Annotated in this window: 18 protein-coding genes; 9 read left to right on the top strand and 9 right to left on the bottom strand. The window is 70.0% G+C overall.

Annotated elements, in window-relative coordinates; all coding sequences use genetic code 11:
* Positions 1-83: 83 nt before the first annotated feature.
* On the bottom strand, positions 84-1,487 hold the full coding sequence (locus tag IEY70_RS17160; RefSeq protein WP_189066254.1) for an MATE family efflux transporter: 1,404 nt from the start codon (positions 1,485-1,487) through the stop codon (positions 84-86).
* A 201-nt stretch (positions 1,488-1,688) separates the two neighbouring features.
* Between IEY70_RS17160 and lysS the strand changes: the two genes are divergently transcribed.
* The 7 genes from lysS to IEY70_RS17125 all read left to right on the top strand — a co-directional run bounded on the left by lysS (position 1,689) and on the right by IEY70_RS17125 (position 10,292).
* Positions 1,689-2,876 (top strand): homocitrate synthase, encoded by a 1,188-nt coding sequence (gene lysS, locus IEY70_RS17155; RefSeq protein WP_189066253.1) that lies wholly within the window; start codon positions 1,689-1,691, stop codon positions 2,874-2,876.
* 71 nt (positions 2,877-2,947) lie between these two features.
* Complete coding sequence (locus tag IEY70_RS17150; protein ID WP_229778019.1) at positions 2,948-3,796, top strand: PhzF family phenazine biosynthesis protein; 849 nt, start codon at positions 2,948-2,950, stop codon at positions 3,794-3,796.
* 93 nt (positions 3,797-3,889) lie between these two features.
* Positions 3,890-4,945, top strand: a complete 1,056-nt coding sequence (rlmN, locus tag IEY70_RS17145; RefSeq protein ID WP_189066252.1) for a dual-specificity RNA methyltransferase RlmN — start codon at positions 3,890-3,892, stop codon at positions 4,943-4,945.
* Positions 4,946-5,040: 95 nt separating this feature from the next.
* On the top strand, positions 5,041-6,660 hold the full coding sequence (locus IEY70_RS17140; protein ID WP_308425532.1) for a tetratricopeptide repeat protein: 1,620 nt from the start codon (positions 5,041-5,043) through the stop codon (positions 6,658-6,660).
* Positions 6,657-7,700, top strand: coding sequence for an SPOR domain-containing protein (locus IEY70_RS17135; protein WP_189066251.1), 1,044 nt, complete (start codon positions 6,657-6,659; stop codon positions 7,698-7,700). Before IEY70_RS17140 ends, IEY70_RS17135 begins: the two co-directional genes overlap by 4 nt.
* A gap of 1 nt (position 7,701) precedes the next feature.
* Positions 7,702-8,400, top strand: a complete 699-nt coding sequence (locus IEY70_RS17130) for a redox-sensing transcriptional repressor Rex (RefSeq protein ID WP_189066250.1) — start codon at positions 7,702-7,704, stop codon at positions 8,398-8,400.
* Positions 8,397-10,292: a hypothetical protein gene (locus IEY70_RS17125; protein WP_189066249.1), complete on the top strand. Its 1,896-nt coding sequence runs from the start codon at positions 8,397-8,399 to the stop codon at positions 10,290-10,292. The genes IEY70_RS17130 and IEY70_RS17125 overlap by 4 nt, the downstream gene beginning before the upstream one ends.
* A gap of 65 nt (positions 10,293-10,357) precedes the next feature.
* On the opposite strand, the gene cpdB is transcribed toward IEY70_RS17125, so the two are convergent.
* The 4 genes from cpdB to glcF all read right to left on the bottom strand — a co-directional run bounded on the left by cpdB (position 10,358) and on the right by glcF (position 15,934).
* On the bottom strand, positions 10,358-12,253 hold the full coding sequence (gene cpdB, locus IEY70_RS17120) for a 2',3'-cyclic-nucleotide 2'-phosphodiesterase (RefSeq protein ID WP_189066258.1): 1,896 nt from the start codon (positions 12,251-12,253) through the stop codon (positions 10,358-10,360).
* 196 nt (positions 12,254-12,449) lie between these two features.
* The gene (locus IEY70_RS17115) at positions 12,450-13,097 is read right to left on the bottom strand and encodes an FAD-binding oxidoreductase (RefSeq protein WP_189066248.1); all 648 of its coding nucleotides are present in this window, start codon (positions 13,095-13,097) and stop codon (positions 12,450-12,452) included.
* 82 nt (positions 13,098-13,179) lie between these two features.
* Positions 13,180-14,613: an FAD-binding oxidoreductase gene (locus IEY70_RS17110; protein WP_189066247.1), complete on the bottom strand. Its 1,434-nt coding sequence runs from the start codon at positions 14,611-14,613 to the stop codon at positions 13,180-13,182.
* Positions 14,614-14,656: 43 nt separating this feature from the next.
* Positions 14,657-15,934: a glycolate oxidase subunit GlcF gene (gene glcF, locus IEY70_RS17105; protein WP_189066246.1), complete on the bottom strand. Its 1,278-nt coding sequence runs from the start codon at positions 15,932-15,934 to the stop codon at positions 14,657-14,659.
* 152 nt (positions 15,935-16,086) lie between these two features.
* On the opposite strand from glcF, the gene IEY70_RS17100 reads away from it, so the two are divergent.
* Positions 16,087-17,136, top strand: a complete 1,050-nt coding sequence (locus tag IEY70_RS17100; RefSeq protein WP_189066245.1) for an LLM class flavin-dependent oxidoreductase — start codon at positions 16,087-16,089, stop codon at positions 17,134-17,136.
* 91 nt (positions 17,137-17,227) lie between these two features.
* Here IEY70_RS17100 and IEY70_RS17095 read toward each other — a convergent pair whose 3' ends face one another.
* On the bottom strand, positions 17,228-18,439 hold the full coding sequence (locus IEY70_RS17095; protein ID WP_189066244.1) for an MFS transporter: 1,212 nt from the start codon (positions 18,437-18,439) through the stop codon (positions 17,228-17,230).
* A 218-nt stretch (positions 18,440-18,657) separates the two neighbouring features.
* Between IEY70_RS17095 and IEY70_RS17090 the strand changes: the two genes are divergently transcribed.
* Positions 18,658-19,194: a hypothetical protein gene (locus tag IEY70_RS17090; protein ID WP_189066243.1), complete on the top strand. Its 537-nt coding sequence runs from the start codon at positions 18,658-18,660 to the stop codon at positions 19,192-19,194.
* A gap of 179 nt (positions 19,195-19,373) precedes the next feature.
* On the opposite strand, the gene IEY70_RS17085 is transcribed toward IEY70_RS17090, so the two are convergent.
* From IEY70_RS17085 to IEY70_RS17075, 3 genes are all read right to left on the bottom strand, one after another.
* On the bottom strand, positions 19,374-19,898 hold the full coding sequence (locus IEY70_RS17085; RefSeq protein ID WP_189066242.1) for an isoprenylcysteine carboxyl methyltransferase family protein: 525 nt from the start codon (positions 19,896-19,898) through the stop codon (positions 19,374-19,376).
* Positions 19,895-20,872, bottom strand: coding sequence for a methylmalonyl Co-A mutase-associated GTPase MeaB (gene meaB, locus IEY70_RS17080; protein ID WP_229778018.1), 978 nt, complete (start codon positions 20,870-20,872; stop codon positions 19,895-19,897). The genes IEY70_RS17085 and meaB overlap by 4 nt, the downstream gene beginning before the upstream one ends.
* A gap of 78 nt (positions 20,873-20,950) precedes the next feature.
* Positions 20,951-22,402: a beta/alpha barrel domain-containing protein gene (locus IEY70_RS17075; RefSeq protein WP_229778016.1), complete on the bottom strand. Its 1,452-nt coding sequence runs from the start codon at positions 22,400-22,402 to the stop codon at positions 20,951-20,953.
* Positions 22,403-22,627 lie beyond the last annotated feature (225 nt).

Genomic DNA, 22,627 nt, shown 5'->3' with positions numbered 1-22,627 from the left:
CTCAAAACATCTTTGGGTGGTTCCGGCACGCCCATCCATCGGCATTCTTATGACAAACGCTCTATTGATCAGTGGGCCATTGATCAGTGGGCGGCGGCCACTTCCTTGCCGCGCTGTTCGGTGGCGAGGCGGTCCCAGTCGATGCGGCGGCGCCTCCATTCGAAGATCAGGACCTTCACGACCTCCTCGGCGCTGCGGGCCAGGAACACGCCCCACACGCCCAGCGGGGAGTACAGGCCCAGGCCGATGGCGAGCGGCAGGCCCACGACGAACGCGCCGACCACGTCGCCGATGATGACGCCCTTGCCGTCGGCCGCGCCGGGCAGGACGCCGCCGCCGATGATCATGTTGCGGACCTTGACGACCTGCGTGACGGCGCTGATCAGGATGCCGAACAGGGCGATGTGGTGCACGTCCGCGCCGACTTTCGGGAACAGGCCGGGCACGGTCAGGGCACTGGCGGCAAACAGCACGCCGAAGCCGAGGCCCGTGACGATCCCGGCGCGCCCGATGCGTGAGAGCCAGCGTTGCGCGGCGGCGGCGTCGCCCGCGCCCAGGGAGCGGCCGATGAAGACGGTGGCGGCGCTCATCAGGCCGAACGACCCGACGATGAAGATGCCTTCGAGCGTCCCGACGATCTGACTGGCGGCCAGGGCGGCGGTGCCGACGCGGGCGAACACGGCGGCGTACAGGAATCCGCCGAGACTCCAGGCGAACTCGGTAAACGCGATGGGCGCGCTGATGGTCAGGAGGGGCGCGGCGATGGACCGCCACGCGGGCCGGGGGGGCAGCGTGAGTGCGGCGAGGTGGCGGGGGCCGTAGATCTGGTAGGCGAGCAGCGCGACTTTCAGGGTGTTGGCGATCACCAGTGCCCAGGCGGCGCCGACCACCCCGAGTTGCGGGAGGGGGCCGGTGCCGAACACCAGGCCGTACGCCAGGAGGCTCTCGACGACGACGGTGACGGACGTGACGACCAGCGGGGTGCGGGCGTGCCCGAGGGAGCGCAGGGCGCCGCTGAGGATCCAGCCGAGGCTGCCGGGGATCAGGGCGAGCATGCTGACCTGCATGTAGGGGGTGGCGGCGCGGGTGACGGCTGGCTCACCACCGGCCAGTGCGAGGAGGGTTCCGGCGCCCAGGACGACCGGGACGGTCAGGAGGGCCGCGGCGAGGACGCTGGTGGCGACGCTGACGGTCAGGGTGTGGTTCACGCCGGTCTGGTCGCTGGCTCCGGCGCGGCGGGCGATGAGGATGCTGGTGCCGCTGCCCAGGGCGCCCAGGGTGACGAAGAACAGAAAGCCGAGGCTGCCACTCAGGCCGACGGCGGCGACGGCGACCGCGCCGAGCGTGCCGACGATGATCTGGTTGATGAAGGTCAGGACGAGCTGGATGACCATTTCGAGGCTGACGGGTACGGCGATGGCGGCAATTTCGCGGCCCGGACTCTTGATCGATTCAGTTGTGGGGCTGGGGGCGGGCACGGACGACATGGTGTCCACGGTACACCGGCGCCGCGCGGGGCGAATCAGCCGTCTGGCGGGTCCGCGGGTCTGAACCGGGTTCGGGAATCGGGAGCGGCAGGAACGGAAAGGGGAATGTCTTCCAATCTCTTATCAATTGATATCTATTTAGCCTATTTGATTGACATTCATCAGGCAGACGCGCAGAATACCGCACGAGAGGCAGCCCCCATGACCCAGGACCCCACCGCGACCGCCGAACACCCCGCCCCCCTGATCCCCGCGCGCTCGTGGGCGATCATCGACTCCACCCTGCGGGAGGGCGAGCAGTTCGCACGCGGGAACTTCAAGACCGACGACAAGATCGAGATCGCCCGCGCCCTGGACGCCTTCGGCGCGGAATTCATCGAGGTCACCACCCCCATGGTCAGCGCCCAGACGCACGCCGACATCCGCCGCCTGACGGGCCTGGGCCTGAACGCCAAGTTCCTGACCCACGTCCGCTGTCACATGGACGACGTGCAGCGCGCCGTGGACACCGGCGTGGACGGCCTGGACCTGCTGTTCGGCACCAGTTCCTTCCTGCGCGAATTCAGCCACGGCAAGAACATCGGGCAGATCATCGACAGCGCCCAGCAGGTCATCAGCTGGATCAAGACCAACCACCCGGACCTCCAGATCCGCTTCAGTGCCGAGGACACCTTCCGCAGCGAGGAAGCCGACCTGATGGCCGTGTACAAGGCGGTCTCGGACCTGGGCGTGCACCGTGTCGGACTGGCCGACACTGTCGGCGTCGCCACGCCCCGGCAGGTGTACACGCTGGTGCGCGAGGTCCGTAAAGTCATCCACGCCGAGTGCGGCATCGAGTTCCACGGGCACAACGACACGGGCTGCGCCGTCAGTAACGCCTACGAGGCCGTCGAGGCCGGAGCCACGCACATCGACACGACCATCCTGGGCATCGGGGAGCGCAACGGCATCACGCCGCTGGGCGGGTTCCTGGCCCGCATGTTCACCTTCGACCCGCAGGGCCTGATCGACAAGTACAACCTCGACCTGCTGCCGGAACTCGACCGCATGATCGCCCGCATGGTGGACCTCCCGATCCCCTGGAACAACTACCTGACCGGCGAATTCGCGTACAACCACAAGGCCGGGATGCACCTGAAAGCCATCTACCTGAACCCCGGCGCGTACGAGGCCATCCCGCCCGGCGTGTTCGGCGTGGGCCGCCGCATCCAGGCGGCCAGCAAGGTCACGGGCAAGCACGCCATCGCCTACAAGGCCCGCGAGATGGGCCTGCACTACGGCGAGGACGCCCTGCGGCGCGTCACGGACCACATCAAGGCGCTGGCCGAACACGACGAACTGGACGACGAGCACCTCGAAACCCTGCTGCGCGAGTGGGTCAGCGCGTAAGGGCAGCGCGTGAGGGCAGGTGTCGAGACGGCCCGGCCGGTGGCGCACGGTCCGTGGGTCAGAATGACGGCATGAACGCTGAACCCGCTCCCGTCACCGACTCCGAGACTGCGCCCGTGCCGGACCTGCGCCGGGTGTTCGCCGCGCCGGACGGCAACGGCGGAAAACAGGTGGCCGTCTTTCTGGAGGGGGGCGACGAGCAGGCGCGGGCGGCCGCCTCGGGTGCGCCCCTGAGTGTGTTCGTGCAGGCGGCCGACCCGACGGGCCTGAGGCTGCGGGTGTTCACGCCGACCCGTGAGAAGGGCAGCAGCGACAGCGCCGCCATTGCCGCGCTGAGCGCCGTGCAGGGCCGCGCGGGCCTGCTGGACGTGGTGGAGGTCACGCAGGGCGACCCGGAGGCAGGCGGCGAGGTGCAGATGGCGCAGCTGTGCGGCGGCGAGTGGCTGCTGCGTCAGGGCGTGGTGACGGTGCAGGCGGTCACGGCGGACCTGTCGACACTGGGGCTCTCCCCTACCGGGCCGGTCTGGGTGGCCGGGACGGGCCGCCCGAATCTGGTGGCGGAGGTCGCGGACCCGGGCACCCTGGACGCCTTCGTGCCGGACGACGCGGCCGTGGGCGACGTGAACCGTGCGACGGGTACGACCGGCCTGATCCTGTTCTGCATGGGTGGCCCGGCCCGCGCGGACGTGAGTTTCCGGGCGTTCGGGCCGCTGAAGGGCTTTACCGAGGACGCCGCGAGCAGCAACATGCTGGCCTGCCTGACCGGCGTGCTGGGCCACCTGGGGCGCCTGCCGGCAGACAGTACCCTGATCCGCGCGGCGCAGCGCCGTCCCGGTCAGCCTGCCCGCCTGAGCGCCCAGTACGCCCCGGCCGAGGGCGGCACCGAGGTCTGGGTGGGGGGCCGGGTCACGCCGGTCTGACCCTGGCGGCGCGAGGGCCAGTGCTGGCGGTGCGGTACTGGCGGTGCGGTGCGCCTCACGGAAGGGGAGCCGCCCGCCCCGTACACTGTCTTCATGGAGCTTTTACTGGACCTTCACCCCGACGCCTACCCGTTGCAGGGCTTCCGCCGCAAGCAGCTGCTGGAGTGGGTGTTCGAGCAGGGCGTGGGCACCTTCGACGCCATGACCAACCTGCCCGCCCAGGCCCGCGCCCAGCTGGAGGCCTCGTACCAGCTGAACCCGTTCAAGCTGATCGAGACGGTCCGCAGCGCCGACGGCAGCGTGAAGTACCTGTTCACGCTGATGGACGGCCGGCAGATGGAGGCGGTGTACATGCCGTACCTGGACCGCAAGACCATCTGCGTGTCCACCATGGTCGGCTGCCCGGCCAAGTGTGCGTTCTGCGCGACGGGCGCGATGGGGTTCGGCCGGAACCTGACGCCCGGCGAGATCGTGGGGCAGGTGCTGGCCGTGGCGGGCGGCGAGGGCTTCGCGCCGCGCGAGATCCGCAACCTGGTGTTCATGGGCATGGGTGAAGCCATGCTGAACTACGACAACACCATGCTGGCCGCGCGCATCCTGCTGCACCCGGACGCGCTGGACATGAGCAAACGCCGCGTGACGCTCTCGACCGTGGGGATCGCCAAGGGCATCCAGAGGCTGGCGACCGAGGACGACCTGGGCATCAAACTGGCGATCAGTCTGCACGCCCCGGACGAGGAGACGCGCCGCCGCATCATCCCGACCGGCGCGGTGAACTCCATCGAGGAGATCATGGCCGCCGCCCGCGAGTACCAGTCGGTCACGGGCCGCCGCATCACCATGGAGTACACCATGCTCAGGGGCATCAACGATCACCTGTGGCAGGCGGAACTGCTGGCCGACCTGCTGCGCGGCATGGTCAGCCACGTGAACCTGATTCCCATGAACCCCTGGCCCGGCTCGGACTTCGAGAGCACCACCGAGGAGCAGCTCCAGGCCTTCTACGACACCCTGGAAGCGCGTGGGGTGGATGTCAGCGTGCGCCGCTCGCGCGGGCGGGATGCGGGCGCGGCGTGCGGGCAGCTGGCCCTGAAACGCCCGTACGCGGTCAGCGGCGAATCGGGAGGCGGTCAGGCCGCGCCCGCCTGAACCGCACATGGGTACCCGAATCGCACATGAGTAAGGGTTCCGATAGAGGTTAATGCTACGCTACTCGCGTTTCCGAACACCAGGAGGCCATCAAGGTGACGCAATACACACGTTCCGTTCTGCTGGGCCTGACGCTGGCCCTCGCCAGCCACGGCGCCGCCCAGACCATGATCGAGACGGTCGGCGCGGCCGGGATTCAGAACACCCTGCAATCTGCCGGTACGCCCGCCATCCCGCAAGTGAACCTTCCCACCGCGCCCGGCACGGCGGCCGACCCGGCCAGCAGCGCAGGCAGCGCGGCGACGCCCGCCGTGACCGTCACGCCCCTGACTCCCGAACAGCAGACGCAACTGGACGCCGCGCAGGCCGCGTTCCAGGCCCGGAACTACCCGCAGGCCCGCGCGGCCTTCGAGTCGCTGATCACGCAGAACTACACCAACCCCGCCCCGCACTTCGGGCTGGGGCTGGTGCTGTTCGCGCAGAACGACGACAGGGGCGCCACCTTCGAATTCACCCAGTTCGCGGCGCTGGCACCCACCCGCTTCGAGGGGCCGTACAACCTGGGCGTGATCGCCACCCGCGCCGGTAACCACGAACAGGCCCTCACGCTGTACGGGCAGGCCGCGACCCTGATGAAAGACCAGGCGAGTCCCGCCGCGCAGCAGCAGGTCCTCGAGGCACTCGCCTCCGAGCAGACCCGCAAGGCCGACTTCGCGGCCCTGACCGGCACGCTGGCCTCCATCAGCGCGCTCGACCCGCAGAACCTGGACGTGCAGTACCGCCTCGCGCAGGCCCGGACCCTCAGCGGGCAGGGCGCCGCCGCGCTGCCCGGCGTGTACGCGCTGCTGGCCCAGGCGCCCGCCCGCGTGGACGCCGCGCTGCTGCTGGCCGACATCTACGTCGCGCAGGGTCTGCCGGAACGCGCCACGCGTGAACTGGACGCCGCCGTGCCCCGCGCCGCCAACGGCAGCGACCGCGCCACGCTGCTGCTGCGCAAGGCCGACATCCTCGCCCAGAGCGGCGACACCCGCGCCGCCGTGTTCGCCGCGCAGGACGCCACCCGCGAGGACGGCCGCAACGCCGTCGCCTTCGCCCGCGTGGGCGAACTGCGCGCCCTGCGAAACGACCGGCCCGGCGCGCTGAGCTTCTACCAGAACGCCGTGAAGCTCGCGCCGGACAACGCCGCCTACCGTGCCGCGCTGGCCGGGGTGCGCCTGACCCTCAACCAGAACGCCGAGGCCGCCCGCGACGCCGCGCTGGCCCTCACGCTGCGCCCCGACGAGGCCACCCTGGCCCGCGCGCTGTTCGTGCAGGGCGTCGCCGCGTACCGCCAGGGGCAGTACCCGCAGGCCATCAAGGCCCTGACGTCCAGCCAGACGCGCGCGCCCAGCGCCGACACCAGCCTGTGGCTGGGCCTCAGCGCCTACGCGCAGAAGGACTACGCCGGAGCGGCCGCCGCCCTGAGCGAGAGCGTGAAACTGAACCCCACACCCACCGCCCGCCAGAACCTCGCCAGCGCCCTGCTGGCCAGCGCACGCTACCCGGAAGCCGAGGCGATCCTGCGCGGCCTGGTCAGCGACGACCCGAAGAACGCCGAGGCGTGGTACCTGCTGGGCCTGACCCAGCGCGCCCAGACCCGTGAAACCGACGCCCGCGCGTCCCTGAAGACCGCCGCGGCCCTCGGGAACGCCCGCGCCGCCGGAGCGCTGAAATGAGCAAGTCCACCACCAGCCCGCGCCGCTGGCCCGACCTGCTGATCGGCCTGCTGGTCCTGCTGCTGCTGGGCGGGTTCGGCACGCTGCTGCTGCGCGGCACGCCCCAGACCACCACGCCCGGCGCGACCAGCAACGGCACGAATGCCTCTGCCCCTGCCGACACCGGCATTCCCAGCGCTCCGGGCGGCACGGTCGAGACGGCGCCCGCCGGAACGATCGAGACGGCCCCGACCACCGACAGCGCCGCAACCACCACCGACACGGCCACGACCGGCACCGCCACCGCCACCGACGACACCCCCGTCATCGAGGCTGCGCCCATCGGCGACCCGCAGGTGGCCGACACGAACACCGACGACACCAGTGCCGACCCGGCCAGCACGGACGCCAGCAGCCCGGACGCGACCAGTACGGACGCAGCCCAGGCCGACGAGGCCACCACGGACGACACCCCCGGCACGGCCGTCGCCGCGCGCCCCGAGGGGGCCGTCGCCACCAGCGAGGCCCGCGTCCCGCTGCGCAGCGACTACCGCATCACGCTCGGCACGTTCAGCAGCGCGGCCGCCGCACAGAACGCCGCCGCCGCCGTCCAGGGCCTCGGGTACACCGTCTACCCCATCGACGTGGGCACGCAGGTCGTCGCGCAGATCGGCCCGTTCGCCGACGAGCAGAGCGCCCGCCAGGCCCTCGCCGACGTGCACCGCGCCTACCCCAGCGCCCTGCTGTACCCGCCCCGCGCACAGAGCGGCGCCGCGACTCCGGCCACACCAGCCGCCACCACCCCGGCCGCCACCACTCCGGCTGCCACGCCCCCCGCACCCAGCGGCCCCACCTACCTGCAGGTCGGCGCGTTCGACCGCGTGGAAAGCGCCCAGAACCTCGTGCAGCAACTCCGGGACCTCGGATACAACCCCACCGTCAACGCCCCCGAAGGCAAGAAAGTCACGGTCCTCGTCGGCCCCTACGCCAACCCCGACGCACTGACCCGCACCGAAACCCGCCTCGCCACCAACGGCCTCGACAGCTTCCGGATCCGCTAACGTGGCAGAAATCCCCACCGCCGCCATCAGCCGCCTCGTCACCTACCTGCGCATCCTCGAACAACTCGACACGCAGGAGATCAGCCGCACCAGCAGCAGCGACCTCGCCGAACGCGCCGGCGTCAGCGCCTTCCAGGTCCGCAAGGACCTCGCGTACTTCGGCCGGTTCGGCACGCGCGGCATGGGCTACACCGTCCCCGTCCTCAAACGCGAACTCGTCCGCGTCCTCGGGCTGAACCGCACCTGGAACGTCGTCATCGTCGGCGTCGGCCGCCTCGGACAGGCCATCGCCAACTACCCCGGCGCCAGCGACTACCAGTTCCAGTACGTCGGCCTGTTCGACGTGAACCCCGCCCTCGTCGGCCAGCAGGTCCGCGGCCTCACCGTCCGCCACACCGACGAACTCCGCGACTTCGCCCGCCACACCACCGTCGACATGGGCTTCCTCGCCGTCCCACCCGAACACGCCCAGGACGCCGCACAGGCCCTCGCCGACGCCGGCATCAAAGGCATCCTGAACTTCGCCCCAGTCGTCATCCAACCCCGCACCCACGAACGCACCGGCATGCAAGAAATCAGTGACGAATGGCGTGGTCTCATCGTCGAAAACGTCGACTTCCTCGCAGGCATGAAACGCCTCGCCTTCTACATCCTCAACCCACACCTCAAAGACGCCCCCACCCCGGAGGACCCCGCATGAAGAAACTTCCACTCCTGACCCTTTCCCTGATTCTTGCGGCCTGCGGATCACAGACTTCCCCGGAGGGGGGCTCTGTGGCTGTGAGTGCCAAATCGAGCACTGTCACGGCCGCCTCCGGAAATCTGCCCGGCTCGACCAGTTTCACCTTTACGAACAAGGCCGGCGGCCGTGAAGTGACGGTCTCAACCGCGACCATCACCTGGACTGACCCGACCAGTAATACGGCCAAGTCGGAGACAGTCAACCTCTCCCCGTTCACGCTGCCCTCCGGCTTCACGTGTGCCAACACCACCAGCAGTTGCAATTACAACGATCCGGGTACCACGCCAGCCGACCGCAGCGTGGAAAGAACCATCAGTGACGCCGACTTGTTCAGCAAGGTTCTGGCCGCTAATCCTGCGGTCACCAGCCTGCCGCTGTCCGTCCGCTTTAACGACTCACAGAACGCTGTTCCGTTCACCTTCACATCGAAAACGACCACGGGCGGCGACGGTTCGGGAACTCCTGCAGAAACGGCGCCAGCGCCTCTTATCACCATCAATTCAACTGGTACGCCGCCTTTCAGCGGCAGCTTGAGCGTGAGCGTGTCAGGGAACTTCGACGTGACCAGCAAGGTCAAGAGCCTCGTGCTGGAAGTCCGTGACAGCAAGGGCAACATCGACAACACCACCTACACCAGCGCCAACGCGAACGCGACCTTCAGCATCGATACGACGAAATACGCTGATGGCAACCTGACCCTGAGAGCCATCGCACTGACCGAGAGCAATCTGCGCGGCGAAAGTAGCCTCCAGACGGTAAACATCCTCAACGTGGCGGCTCCGACCATGTCCATCGTGAGTCCCGATGCGGGCGCCACGATCACGGGACCCACCACGGTCCGGGTTCAGTTCCGGCAGTCCGTCAGCACGTTCAAACTCCAGCCGATCAGCGGCACAGACGACGTGAAACTCGAGGTACGCGACTTCCGTGGGCAGGTCGTCAAGACTGTATATGGACAGGCCCTTCAGGTCAGTTCGGGCATCTACGAGGCGTTCATTCCGCTGGATATCATCGGACCGGAATTCTCGAGCAACACCTATAACATTACCGCTACGGCCCAGGCCATCCTGGCAGACGGCAGTACGCGCAGTCTGAGCAGCAGCAACAACGTCACCACGCAGGTCAGCGACAACAAACCGCCAGCCCTGAGCATCCTGATGCCTGGATACATTGCCGATCCTTACGCCACACCTACCCGCGCCATCATCACGCGCACGTCTGCGATTGCCATTCAGACCAGTGACGACAATGGGGTCTCCAGTCTGCGGGTCGATCTGGTCTGCGACCCAGCGACGGCCGTGAGCGGACAGGTCTGCCCCTCGGCGCCTTATTCCTATAACGTGCCCGTCAATCTTGCAGGCATCATGTTCCGCGTCTTTGAACTGGGCGCACTGATGGACGCTCAACCTTACGTGCAGAACGGCAACTACACCATGCGTGTCACCTCCTATGACGGCACCAATGCCAATATTCAGGAGATGCCCATCCGCATCAGCCGGACTGCCAGCGAATCAATGATCGCGGGCCTGGGTTCCGGCGTTGTCACTACGGTCGTTCCCGACAGCACGCCCGGAGCCGTCAACCCCACCTCTGCGACCTGGACCATTCCCGGCTCGACGACCAACGAAGTTCGGGTCATCACACTCGCTTACGACAACAGTATGGCGACCCTGACACCCACCCGCCAGCGTATTGACCCGGTGCTGCCTGCTGGAACAGTCCTGAGTGTCACGCAGGCGTTCAAGGATGAGGGCAGTTACCGCATTGATTACATCGTGCAGGACCTGAAGACTGGCTTTACCCGCTACTACCAGGGCGGCGAAGTGGTTGTCAAGAAGAATCCTTCCTAACTTCCACCGTCAGGAGAAGGCCCCCCACTGTACTGGTGGGGGGCTTTCTCTTTGCTGCTGTGCGTTCAGTTTTTGATGGTGTATTCGGCGAAGCCGTCTTCGCGGGTTTTGGTGAGGGTGGCGCCGGCGGGGAGGTATTTCTGGGCGTTGGGGCTGCTGGTGTAGAGCAGGGTGGCGCCGGGGATGGGGGTGAGTTTCCAGTTGCCGTCGGCGGTGGGGTTGATGGTTTTCTGCTGGTTGAAGTAGCCGATGAGTGCCTGGCGGGTTTCGTCGGGGGCGGCGAGGATGATGTTCTTGCCGGTCAGGCCGGGGAAGCTGCCGCCGCCGCTGGCGCGGTAGTTGTTGGTGGCGATCACGAACTGCTGGTTGGGGTCGATGGGTTTGCCCATGTACGTGAGGTTCTTGATGCGGTGGGCATCCGCGTTGGCGACCTCGCCTTTGCTGTTGTAGCGGTTGGGCTGGGTGACGTCGATTTCGTAGGTGACGCCGTCGATCACGTCGAAGTTGTAGGTGGGGAAGCTGGTGTCGATGAGGTCCTGGGGTTCGGTCTTGGTGGGGTCGATCTGTTTGAACTGCCCGGCGCTGCGTTCGAGCCATTCCTGGACCTGCGCGCCGGTGATGAGGACGGCCTGAACGGTGTTGGGGTACACGTAGAGGTCGGCGACGTTCTTGATGGCGAGCGTGCCGGCGGGGATGTCGGTGTAGTAGCTGGCTCCGGCGCGGCCGCCGGCTTTGAAGGGCGCGGCGGCGGACAGGACGGGGAGGTCCTTGTACTGCGTGTCGGCCAGGGCGGCCTTGACGTAGGCGGTCTGGGCGCTGTTGACGAGTTGCACGCTGGGGTCGTCCTGTACGAGCGCCCAGTAGGAGTTGATGGGGGCGGTCAGGTCGGCGACCTTGCCGCGCACGTAGGCGAGGGTGCCTTCGTGCGCGGTTTTGACGGCCCGGGCGATGCGGGGGTCGGGCGTGACGAGGTTTTTCTTGGCGGTGGCGTCCCAGATGGGGCGGACGAGGGCGCTGCTGTCCTGGATGGTCCACTTCTGGGTTTTGCGGTCGTAGTCGAGTTTCAGGTCGACGATGCCGAGGTCGTTGCCCCAGAAGCCGGCCATGACGACGGGTTTGCCGTTGATGGTGCCTTTGGTGATGTCGGCGCCGGGGATGCTCTTGTAGACGGGTCCGGGGAACACCTGGTGGCTGTGGCCGGAGAGGACGACGTCGATGCCGGGGATTTTGGTGAGTTCGGTGGCGACGTTTTCCTGGCCGGGGGTGTAGTCGGCGGTGATGCCGCTGTGGGCGATGGCGACGATGATGTCGGCGCCCTGGGCTTTCATCTGGGGAATGAATTTCTGGGCGGTCTGGACGATGTCGGCGGTGACGATCTTGCCGTCGAGGTTGCTCTTGTCCCACTGGACGATCTGGGGGGGCAGGAGGCCGATGATGCCGACGTTGATGATGTAGGGGCGGCCGTTGGTGTCGTAGACGGTGTGGCGCTGGATGAGGTAGGGGGTGAAGGCGTTCGCGCCGGGGTTGCCGGTGCCGTCGTCGACGTAGGTGTTGGCGCTGACGATGGGCATGGGGGCGGCGTCGATGATCTGCTTGAGGAAGGGCAGGCCGTAGTTGAATTCGTGGTTGCCGAGGTTGGCGGCGTCGTATTTGAGGACGCTCATGGCGGCGTGCATGGGGTGCATCTGGCCGTCGGCGAGGGGTTTGATGCGGGCCACGTAGTCGCCGAGGGGGTTGCCCTGGATGAGGTCGCCGTTGTCGAACAGCAGGCTGTTGCGTTTCTCGTTGCGGGCGTTGTTGATGAGCGTGGCGGTGTATTCCAGGCCGAATTCGCCGGTGGGTTTGTCCTGGTAGTAGTCGTACCCGAGGGCGCTGGTGTGCAGGTCCGTGGTTTCGAGGATGCGGAGTTCCACGGTCTGGGCGCTGGCGAGGGTGGCGCTGCCGAGCAGCAGGGCGGTCATCAGGGTTATGTGTTTGTGCACCTGCTCATGATAGTGATTCCGGTCAGGGGGGTATTTGATTCTGACAGTCTGTCGTGCGGCGCAGGGTGTTCCTTATCCGGTCACAGGACACTGCTCCGGTCATACGGACTGCCGTTTGTTTCGCTGGCAATCCGGAACACCACCGGGTTGTTAACGAAACAAACGGCAGTCCGTATTACAGGCTGGCGGCCAGCGTGCGGAACAGGGCTGGCGGGGTGGGGTGGGCAGCGCCGTCGTGCCAGGTGAAGCGCAGGTCGCGCAGGGGGCCGCCCTCGCCGATGCCCATTCCGTTCGGGAACAGCGGGGCGTAGTCGGGTGGGGTGGTGACGGGGACCGCGCCGGGCAGATCCAGCAGGGCGCGGACCTCGCGTTCGTGACCGAAGTGCACCGCGTGCGTCCCGTCTGGCGCAGCCCAGGTAAAGCGGGCGGCGGTGGGGGCCAGCGGGCCGGGGTGGACGACGTGCCCGGTGCTCAGGCCGGGGCGCAGGCGCAGCGTGACCTCCAGTGCCTCGCCCAGCAGGCCGAAGCTGCCCACGAACGGGCGGGTCAGGTCGTAGCCCTGCACGTTCTTCACGGTGCGGCCGCCCGCGCGGATCACGCGGCCGCTGGGCGCGCGGAAGGTGACGCCCAGAATGTCGGACGCGAACGGGAACGTCTGCCCGAAGCCGCCGCGCAGGATCAGGTCACCGACCGTGCCGGGCAGGTTCACGTGCGGGAACGGCGGGTACAGTCCGGCGGGCAGCGCGGCGAACACCTCGGGGAGGGTGGTGTCGCCGCTGACGGTGACGGTCTGGTCGCCGGGGGACAGGTCAAGGATGGTCATGGGGCGCCTCCGGCAGAGTGAATGGTTGATGGTCGGTGGTTGATGGAACCAGCGCGGCCGTTCGTCCATCTCCTTTCAACCATCACCCGTTCACTCCTTCCGCAGGAAGAATCTTGCCGGGGTTCAGGGCGAGGTGCGGGTCGAGGGCGCGTTTGACGTTCCACAGGGCCTTCAGGGTGCCGGGGTCGACGGCGTCGGTCATGAAGTCGCGTTTCATGGAGCCGATGCCGTGCTCGCCGCTCAGGACGCCGCCGTGCCGGATGGCGACGAGGGCGATCTGGTGCGCGAGGTCGTGCACGGCGTGGGTGTCCTCGCGGCGGGGGTCGAACAGGATGTTGGGGTGCAGGTTCCCGTCTCCGATGTGCCCGAACTGCACGAGCCGGAAGGGGCTGGCGTCGCCGAGGGCGCGGATCTCGCGGACCACGTCCGGGAGGGCCGAGCGGGGCACGACGATGTCCTCGTTCATGCGTTGCGGGCGGATGCGGCCCAGCGCGGGGCTGACGCTGCGCCGCGCGCGCCACAGGGCGGCTCCCTCGGCGTCGGTGGCGGCGCGGCGCACGGTGCCTCCGGCGCGTTCGCAGGCGTCGGCCACGAGTTGCAGTTCGTCCTGCACGGTGTTCAGGTCGTCTCCGTCGGTGTCGACCAGCAGGACGGCCTCGGCGTCTCGGGGCAGGCCGAGGTTCAGGTAGTCCTCGACGGCGTTCGTGCAGGCGCGGTCCATGAACTCCAGTTTGCTGGGCACCGCCCCGGCGGCGATGGCGGCGCTGACCGCCTCGGCGCACGCGCCGACCTCGGGGAAGTGCGCCATGAGGGTGCGGGTGTGCGTGGCGGGCGGGATCAGGCGCAGGGTGGCCTCGGTGATCAGGCCCAGGGTGCCCTCGGAGCCGATCAGCAGTCCGGCGAGGTCGAAGGCGTCGCGGGTGACGTGGTGCTCCTCTCCGTCTGCGTCCACGAAGCTCAGGGCGCGGACGTAATCGCCGGTCACGCCGTACTTGAAGCACATGGGGCCGCCCGCGTTCTCCGCAAGGTTCCCGCCGATGGTGCTCGTGCGGAAACTGGCGGGGTCCGGCGGGTAGATCAGGCCGTGCGGTCTGGCAGCGTCGCTGACGGCCAGGGTGATCACGCCCGCCTGCGCCTGCGCCTCACGCCGCTCGGGGTGGATGGTCAGGCGGGTCATGCGCGTGAACGAGATCACCAGTCCGGGTTCGGTGGGGGCCGCGCCGCCCGACAGGCCGCTGGCCGCGCCGCGCCCCACGATGGGCACGCCCGCCGCGCGCGCCGCCCGCACGGCGGCCACCACGTCCCCGGTGCTTTCGGGCAGCACGACGGCCAGCGGCGTGGCACCGAACTGGATAGCGTCGTAGCGGTAGTTCAGGCGTTCGGACAGGTTCGACAGCACCTTGCGCGGCCCCAGCAGGCGCGTCAGTTCGGCGGCCAGGGAGTTATGTGCTCCACCCGCCGAGGCAGGTTTGCGGGCACCCGAATTCGTGGTCAGCGCGAGTTTCTCCGTGCTCACGAGTACCCTCCTCCATCAACCATCAACCATCCCCTATCCCCGTTCACAGTTCCCCCCGGTACGCCAGGTCGAGAATCTCGATGGTGTGCATGACGGGCGCGCGGTCGCCCTGGCGGCGCACGTGACTCTGGATCTGGGTGTGGCAACCGATGTTGCCGCTGGCGATCAGGTCGGGCTGCGTGGAGAGAATGTTCTTTGCCTTGCGCGCCCCGAGTTGCGTGGCGAGTTCGGGTTGTTCGAGGTTGTACGTGCCGGCCGAGCCGCAGCACAGGTCGCCCTCGGGGATTTCGAGGACGGTGACGCCGGGAATGGCGCGCAGCAGGTCGCGCGGCTGGGCGCGCACACCCTGCGCGTGGGCGAGGTGGCAGGCGTCGTGGTACGCGACCTTCAGGGGGCGGCTGGCGGGCAGGGTGGGTTCCAGCGTGCCGTCTGCCAGCAGGCCGCCCAGGTACTCGCTGATGTCCATGACCTTCGCGGCGAAGGCCTGCGCGCGGGCCTCGTCGGGCTCGCCGTGCAGGACCATCGGGTACTCCTTGAGACCCGCGCCGCACCCGGCGGCGTTCGAGAGGATCGCGTCGAAGTCGTCGGGGTTGAAGGCGTTCAGGTTCGCGCGGACCAGTTTCAGCGCCTCGTCCCGCGCGCCGGTGTGCAGCGCGGCTGCGCCGCAGCAGCCCTGCCCGTCGGGAATGACGACCTCGATGCCGTTGCGGCTCAGGACACGCAGGGTCGCGGCGTTGAAGTTGGGCGTCAGGGCCTGCTGGGCGCAGCCGACCAGGAACGCCACCCGCCCCCGCCGCACGCCGCGCGCGGGCGTGAAGGCGGCGCTGGGCTGCATGGCAGGCACCGATTCGGGCAGCAGGTCCAGCGGGCTGCGCAGCGCGGCAGGCAGCGCGGGCGCCAGCGGCTTGGCGAACTGCCCCAGGCGGGCGGCCACGCTGAATACCTTCGGGGCGGGCAGGATCTTCAGGATCGCGGCACGCTTGGCCCGGTCCAGCGGACTGCGCTGGCGTTGCGGTTCACTCCAGCCCCGGAACGCGGTGATCAGTTCCCCGTACGGCACGCCGCTGGGGCAGGCGGTCACGCAGGCCTGACAGCCCAGGCAGCGGTCCAGGTGCGGCGCGGCGTCCAGCAGGGGCAGGCCGCCCTCCAGCACCTCCTTCATCAGGACGATCCGGCCGCGCGGGCTGTCCATCTCGTCGCCCAGCAGCGCGTAGGTGGGGCAGGCGGGCAGGCAGAAGCCGCAGTGCACGCAGGCGTCGACCGCGTGCGCCATGACCTCGCCCTGACCGCCGAGGGTCTGCACGGGAATGTCGTTGTTCAAGCGTGGAACCTCATGCCCTACAGGATAGGCGCGGCCGGACGGAACGACAGGACGCGCGGACGCTGTGGGCTAGGGGGGTGCGGGCCAGGGGAGGTGCCGCTTCGTGACCACGCGCAGCTTTTCCCCGTGCGCTCAGGCGCAGACTGCCGGGCATGAGTGTTTCCTCTCCCCTGCCGCTGTCCGTGCTCGACCTCGTTCCCGTGCCGCTGGGGTCCAGCGCGGCCGGGTCGGTGGAGGCGGCGCTGGCATACGCGAAGGCCGCCGAGGACGCCGGGTTCACGCGGTACTGGGTGGCCGAGCACCACAACATGGGCGCACTGGCGTCCAGCGTCCCGCTCGCGGTGCTGGCGGCCGCGTCGCAGCGCACCACACGCATCCGGCTGGGGTCGGGCGGCGTGATGCTGCCCAACCACGCGCCGCTGAGCGTGGCGGAAGGCTACCGGCTGCTGTCGGCCCTCGCGCCGGACCGGGTGGACCTGGGCCTGGGCCGCGCCCCTGGCACGGACGGCCGCACGGCCCGCGCGCTGCGGGGCGCGCAGGGAATGATCGAGGAGTCCTTCGAGCGGCAACTCTCGGACCTGATCGCCTTCGGCACCGGGCAGTACCCGGCCGGGCACCCCTTCGCGGGCACCGTCGCGGCCCCGGCAGGCGAGGGACTGTTCCCCCCGCTGTGGATTCTGAGCAGCAGTGGCTACGGCGCGCATGTCGCCGCCAAAGCTGGCGCGGGGCTGGCGTTCGCGTGGCACATCAACCCGGACACCGCGCAGGCCCGCGCCGCCGCCGACGCGTACCGCGCCGCGTTCCAGCCCTTGGAAGCCTTCCCGGAACCGCGCGTGATCGTCGCCGCGAGCGTCGTGACCGCCCCCACCGCCGCCGAGGCCGAGGAACTCAGCCTGCCGCTGGGCCTGATGTTCCTGCGCCTCACGCGCGGCGAGAGCGCCCCCTACCCCACCGTCGCCGAGGCCAAGGCCTACCCGTACACCCCGCAGGAACGCGCGCTGGCCGACTCCATGCGCCGCCGTGCCATCATCGGAGACCCGCAGAGTGTGGCCGCGCGCCTGCACGCCCTGGCCCGCGACGCGGCCGCCGACGAGGTGATCGTCAGCCTGAACATCCCCGACGCCGCCCAGCGCCGCGACACCCTGAAACTGGTCATGGACGCCGTCCGCGCGCAGGAAGCACGGGAACTCGCGCCCGCCTGACAGAACGGGGACAGAACAGGGTGGGTCCCGAGGAATGTCTCGGAACCCACCCTGATTGTCGTATGGAATCCGTATCCGGCCCGGCCGCCGCTCAGCTGAACTGCACCTTCTTCGGTTCCGGGAGGCGCGCGGCGATGATGGCGCTGGGGATCAGCAGGCTCAGTGCGGCGAGCGCGGCGGTGGTGGGGCTGGTAGCGTCGGCCAGCGCGCCCACGAGGAACACGAGGAGGCCCGCGAAGCCCCAGGAGAAGCCCATCATGATCGAGCTGGCAACGGCGACGTGGCCGGGCGCGTACTCCTGCGCGGTGACGACGCCGACGGGGATGCTGGCGTTCACGGCGGCGCCCACGATGAAGGTCAGGGGGTAGAACCACCAGTTGGCGGGGCTGGAGAGGATCAGCAGCGCGAAGAAGGGGATGGTGGTGAGGATCGCGCCGCGCAGGACGGTCACGCGGCCCAGGCGGTCGCTGAGCCGTCCGCCGACGATGCCGCCAATGGCGCTGGCGACCGAGTACACGGCGAGCGTGATGGCGACCTCGCGCGCGCCGTAGCCGCGTGCCAGCAGCATGAACGGCAGCATGGCGTTGTAGCCCATGCTGGCCAGCGAGCGCAGGACGGCCATGGCCCACAGCCACACGAGGGGGCCACGGAAGATGCCGGCGTAGTCGCGCATGGGGATGCGTTTGGCCTTCTGCACGCCGCCCGGCGTGACGGCGAAGGTGATGGCGGCGACGACCACACCGATCAGCGCGAACCACGGCAGGTGAGTGAGGCCCACCCCGGCAAACACGGGGCCGAGTGCCATCCCGGCGGTGCCGCCCGCGCTGAACAGGCTGGCCCACAGGCCGCGCCTGTCGGGGGGGCTGTGCTGCGCGACGTACGCGGCTCCGGCGGGGTGGAAGAAGCCGCTGCCGAAGCCTGCGACGGCGACGAGCAGGATCAGCGCCCCGAACCACGGCACGAAGCCCATGAGGGTCAGGCCGACGCCGGTCATGAGGGGGCCGAGCGCGGCGGCGTAGCGGCGGTCCAGCCGCTCGCCCAGGATGCCCAGCAGGGGTTGCAGGACACTGCTGGTCAGCGAGTACACGCTGGACAGCAGCGTGACGGCGGCGATGCTGACCCCATACTTGGCCTGCAGGGCGGGGGTCAGGGGTGTGAGCATGGCGCTGTAGGCGTCGTTGATGAAGTGCCCGGCGGTGACGGCCACGGCGATGGCGGCGGCGTGGCGGGCGGTGGTGGCGGCAGCGGTCGTTGTGCCGGTGGGGCTGGCCGGGGCGGGTGGGGTGGGGAGGCGGGCCTGCATGGCCGCACGGTATCCCGCGCGGGGTGGGTCGGGTGGTGTGCGGGCCGGGCGGGCTGCGGGGTGCGTCCGGTCTGTCGGGCCGGAGGGGCTGGGGGGGGCCGGGCTGGAGGGGGCCGGGCTTGGGGGGGGGGCGGGCAACCCGGCAGGTGAACGCCTGGTGAAGGTCCGCGCAGCGGTCTGTGACAGCCGCGAAAGACCCGCCGCACTACCCTGCGGGTATGACTGAAGTGTTCCGCGCCGCCATCGCCCGCGCCCTGCCCAGCCCGGAGCAGGTGGGCGAGTCCCTGGCGCACCTGAGTGCCCGGGACGTGCAGGACGCCGCCGATTACTTCAGTGCCGTGCTGCCCGATTTCGACGTGGCGCTGGTCCTGCCCGGCGCGGAGGCCCTGGCGGGCGCCGTGGCTGACCTGCGGGGCGCGTTCGTGGTGCACGCCGAGCGGCACCCTTCCGGGTTCATGCGGCTGGGCGCGCCGAACTGGGCGGACGTGCAGCGCGAACTGCGCGCCCAGTCACGCCCGGCCCGCGCCGCGCTGTTCACCCCGCAGTTGCGCGGCGGGCTGGACGAACTGGAGGTCCTGCTGGCCGCCACGCATCAGGGCTGGACCGTGCAGGGCGTCGCGGCGGGCGTGGCGCACACCAACGACGCGGGGCGCGTGCGCATGGAGTTGCAGGGCGTGCCGGTGGTGACGCCGGTCATGCTGGCCGACACGCCCACCGGACTGGTGTTCGAGCGCCGCTTCCCGCAGTCCGCCTGAACGCAGGGTCGTCCGCTCATACGGACTGCCGTTTGTTTGGTTAACACCCCGGGACAGCACCGCCCCTGCCAGCTCCATGTCCGGAACCCGCTTCGACTCCTACTTGCTCTGCTCCCTCTGCCCGAATTGAACGGGCTTTGCAGTCCATTCAATCGGAGTCCGTATCAGGGCGGGCAGCCTCACGGTTCCCCCTGCCCGGCGCGGTAGTGCGCCAGGGCGCGTTCCTCGGCGGGAATGCGGATGCCCAGCAGCAGCGCGGCGTTCAGCAGCGTGAAGGCCAGCGCGGTACGCCACGCGCCCACCGCGAGTGGCGCGGCGGCGAGTTCCAGCGCCACGACCGCGTAGTTCGGGTGACGCAGGTAGCGGAACGGGCCGCCCGTGACGCGCTGCCCGCCGGGCACGATCAGGATGCGGGTGTTCCAGTAGCGGCCCAGCGTGCGGATCACCCAGTACCGTAGCGGCTGGGCCAGCAGGAACAGCAGCAGCGCCGGGACGTTCACGCGCCGACCGTTGCGGCCTTCGAGGTACGTGCACAGCATCCAGGCGGGGTGCAGCACGAAGAACAGCGGGTAGTGTTCCTGGCCGTACTCCGCGGCGCCCTGCTCGCGCGCCCAGCGTTCGTTGCGGCGCGCGACCCGCAGTTCCAGCAGGCGCTGCGCGGTCAGGAAGGCCAGCAGGCCGCCCGCCACGGGGCGGGCCTTCACGCCTGCTCCAGCAGGGTGTCGGCGGCCTCGTCGGCGTCCAGTTCTCCGCGGGCCACGCGGGCGTACAGGTCGCCGCTGCGTTCGCGGGCCAGCCTCAGCAGCCGCTCCTGCACCAGGGACCGGACCTCGAATTCCGCGCGGGCCTCGCGGCGGGCCAGCAGGCCAGTCTCGCCCAGGTGCGCGCGGTGCGCCTCGACCGCGTCGATCAGGGCGTCCAGGCCCTCGGCCTTCGAGGCGATGGTCTGCCGGATGGGCGCCATCCAGGTGTGCTCGTCGTGCGCGCCGAGGCCCTGCGCGGCCATCAGTTCCCGGACGGTCCGGGCGGCGCCGGGCAGGTCGGCCTTGTTCACGGCGATCACGTCCGCGATCTCCATGATCCCGGCCTTGAAGGCCTGCACGCCGTCCCCGCCGGCCGGGGTGAGGACCAGCAGGGTGTGGTCGCACGCGGCGGCGATGTCCACCTCGGACTGCCCGACGCCCACGGTTTCCAGGATCACCCAGTCGAACGCCGTGCCTGCCTGCCCGGCGCCTTCCAGCAGGGACAGGACCGACATGGTCCGCGCGGACAGACCGCCCAGCGCGCCCCGGCTGGCGAGCGAGCGCACGAACACGCCCGCGTCGGCGTGGTGGCGCAGCATGCGGATGCGGTCCCCGAGGATCGCGCCGCCGCTGTAGGGGCTGCTGGGGTCCACGGCCAGCACCGCGACCCGCTGCCCGCGCGCGCGCAGGTGGGCGATCAGGGCGTCGGTCAGGGTGCTCTTGCCGCTGCCGGGGCTGCCGGTCACGCCCAGCACCACGGCCCGCGCGCCGGACGCGGCCCGTTCACGCGCGGCGCGCAGCAGGGGCCGGGCGCCGGGCAGGCCAGCCTCGGCCAGCGTGACGGCGCGGGCCAGGGCGCGCAGGTCCCCGGCGCGGTAGCGGGCCAGCAGGTCGCGGGGCGGCGGACTTCCGGCCGGGGTCAGCGGGGCGGTCACGGTCTGCCCCGGCCGCAGCGGGTGGTGTGAAGGAGACGCATGTGCTCCCCAGGCTAGCGCATGGGCGCGCGGCGGGGTTCAGCCGCGCAGGACGCGGATCACGTCGGCGGCGCGGTAGGGGGTGGGCAGGTCCCGCAGGTCGTTCAGGCGGTCGCCGCTGGTCAGCAGGGGCGGCTCGGTGTGCCCGCCGCGCTGCACCTGCGGGTACCCGGCGTCGGCCATCAGGGCGTTGCACAGGCACTTGCGTCCGGCCGTGTCGGCCGCCTGTCCGCCCTTTGCGGCGTAGGCGGCGACGGGTTCGCTTGGGCAGCGCCAGCCCACGCCGCCCTGAGGGGTGCGGTACGCCTCGCGCAGGTACCCGATGTCGCACACCCGCCCGCGCGCCGCGTACGCCCCGGCCTGCGAGAGCGTGCCGGGCAGGTTCACGACCTTGAACGGGAACCCGGTGGGCGAGGCGAGCGGGTCCGTGAACACCTCCAGCGTCCCGGCGTGCGCGCGGGCCTGCACGTCGGCTTTCAGGTCGGCGCGCAGGCCGGACTCGGCGGCGAAGGCGAACAGCGTGCCCACCTGAATGCCCGCCGCGCCCGCTGCCAGCGCCCGCGCCAGGGCGTCCGGGGTGCCGTGACTGCCGGCCAGCCAGAACGGCAGGCCCAGGGCGCGCAGGGCAGGCAGGTCCGCCCCGTCCCGCTCGCCGTACACCGGCTGACCACTGCTGTCCAGGGTCAGGGGGCCGCGCGGCGGGGCGTTGTGCCCCCCGGCCGTCGGCCCCTCGACCACGAAACCGTCCACGCGCCCGCTGGCCTTGCGGGCCAGGACGCCCGCCAGCACGTGCGAGGCCACCACCGGGTAGAACTTCGGGCGGGTCAGGGCCGCGCCCGTCCCGCCGTACGCGGCCGGGTCCAGGGTCAGGGGCACGGGGTCGCCGCCGCGCACGTCGAGGTTCAGGGTGGCGGGCTGCCCGGCCGCCAGGGCGTCCAGCACGCGCGGAATGTCACGCGGAATCCCGGCGCCCATGATCACGGTGTCCACCCCGGCCAGCATCGCCCCGAACAGGCACGGCAGGGTGTGCAGCTGCAACTTGGTCAGCAGGTTCAGGCCGACCGGGTTCGCGTGCCCCTGGCGGGCCAGGAACACCTCGGTGAACGCGCCCAGCACGGACAGTTCCCAGGCGTCGCGGTGCCGTTCGGCGGTGGGCAGCGGCACGCGGGCATACGGCTGCCCCGCCGCGCGGCCCGCCGGGAGGAAGAAGCGCTGCACGGTGCGCGCCGCGAGGGCCGCGTCCGGAAAGTGGCTCAGGGCCGCGCGGACGTGCCCGTCCGGGTCGCCGTCCTGAAGGCGGCGCAGCAGCACGGTGTCGATGCCGGTGCCGGACACGACGCCCAGCTCGCCGGTCATGGACACGGCCCGCGCCAGCCGCCAGTCCGAGACGGCCACGCCCATGCCGCCCTGAATGATGCGCGGCAGTGCCGGGGCAGACAGCAGTGGGGGAAGGGACAGGCTGGGGGGCATGAGGGGAGCGGGGTGCGTCATGGCTTCACCTGCCGCCGCTGGGAGCGGGCCGCGCCGGACCGTCCGGGCGCGGCACAGAGGAAGCGGCGGTCCTGCCCAGAGTGTCCGCCCGGCGGTGGGTGGGGGCGCACTGCTGCGGACGGAGTGCATCTTTGCACTGCATCCCGACCCCTGCCCCGCTTGGACAAGTTCTCCCACAGACGCAGCGCGGCCGGTCCCAGGGCAGGACCGACCGCGCCTGGGAGT

Source organism: Deinococcus seoulensis (assembly GCF_014648115.1).
Classification (GTDB): Bacteria; Deinococcota; Deinococci; order Deinococcales; family Deinococcaceae; genus Deinococcus; species Deinococcus seoulensis.
The sequence above is the reverse complement of the archived record's forward strand: the minus strand, read 5'-3'. Positions and strand labels throughout refer to the sequence as shown.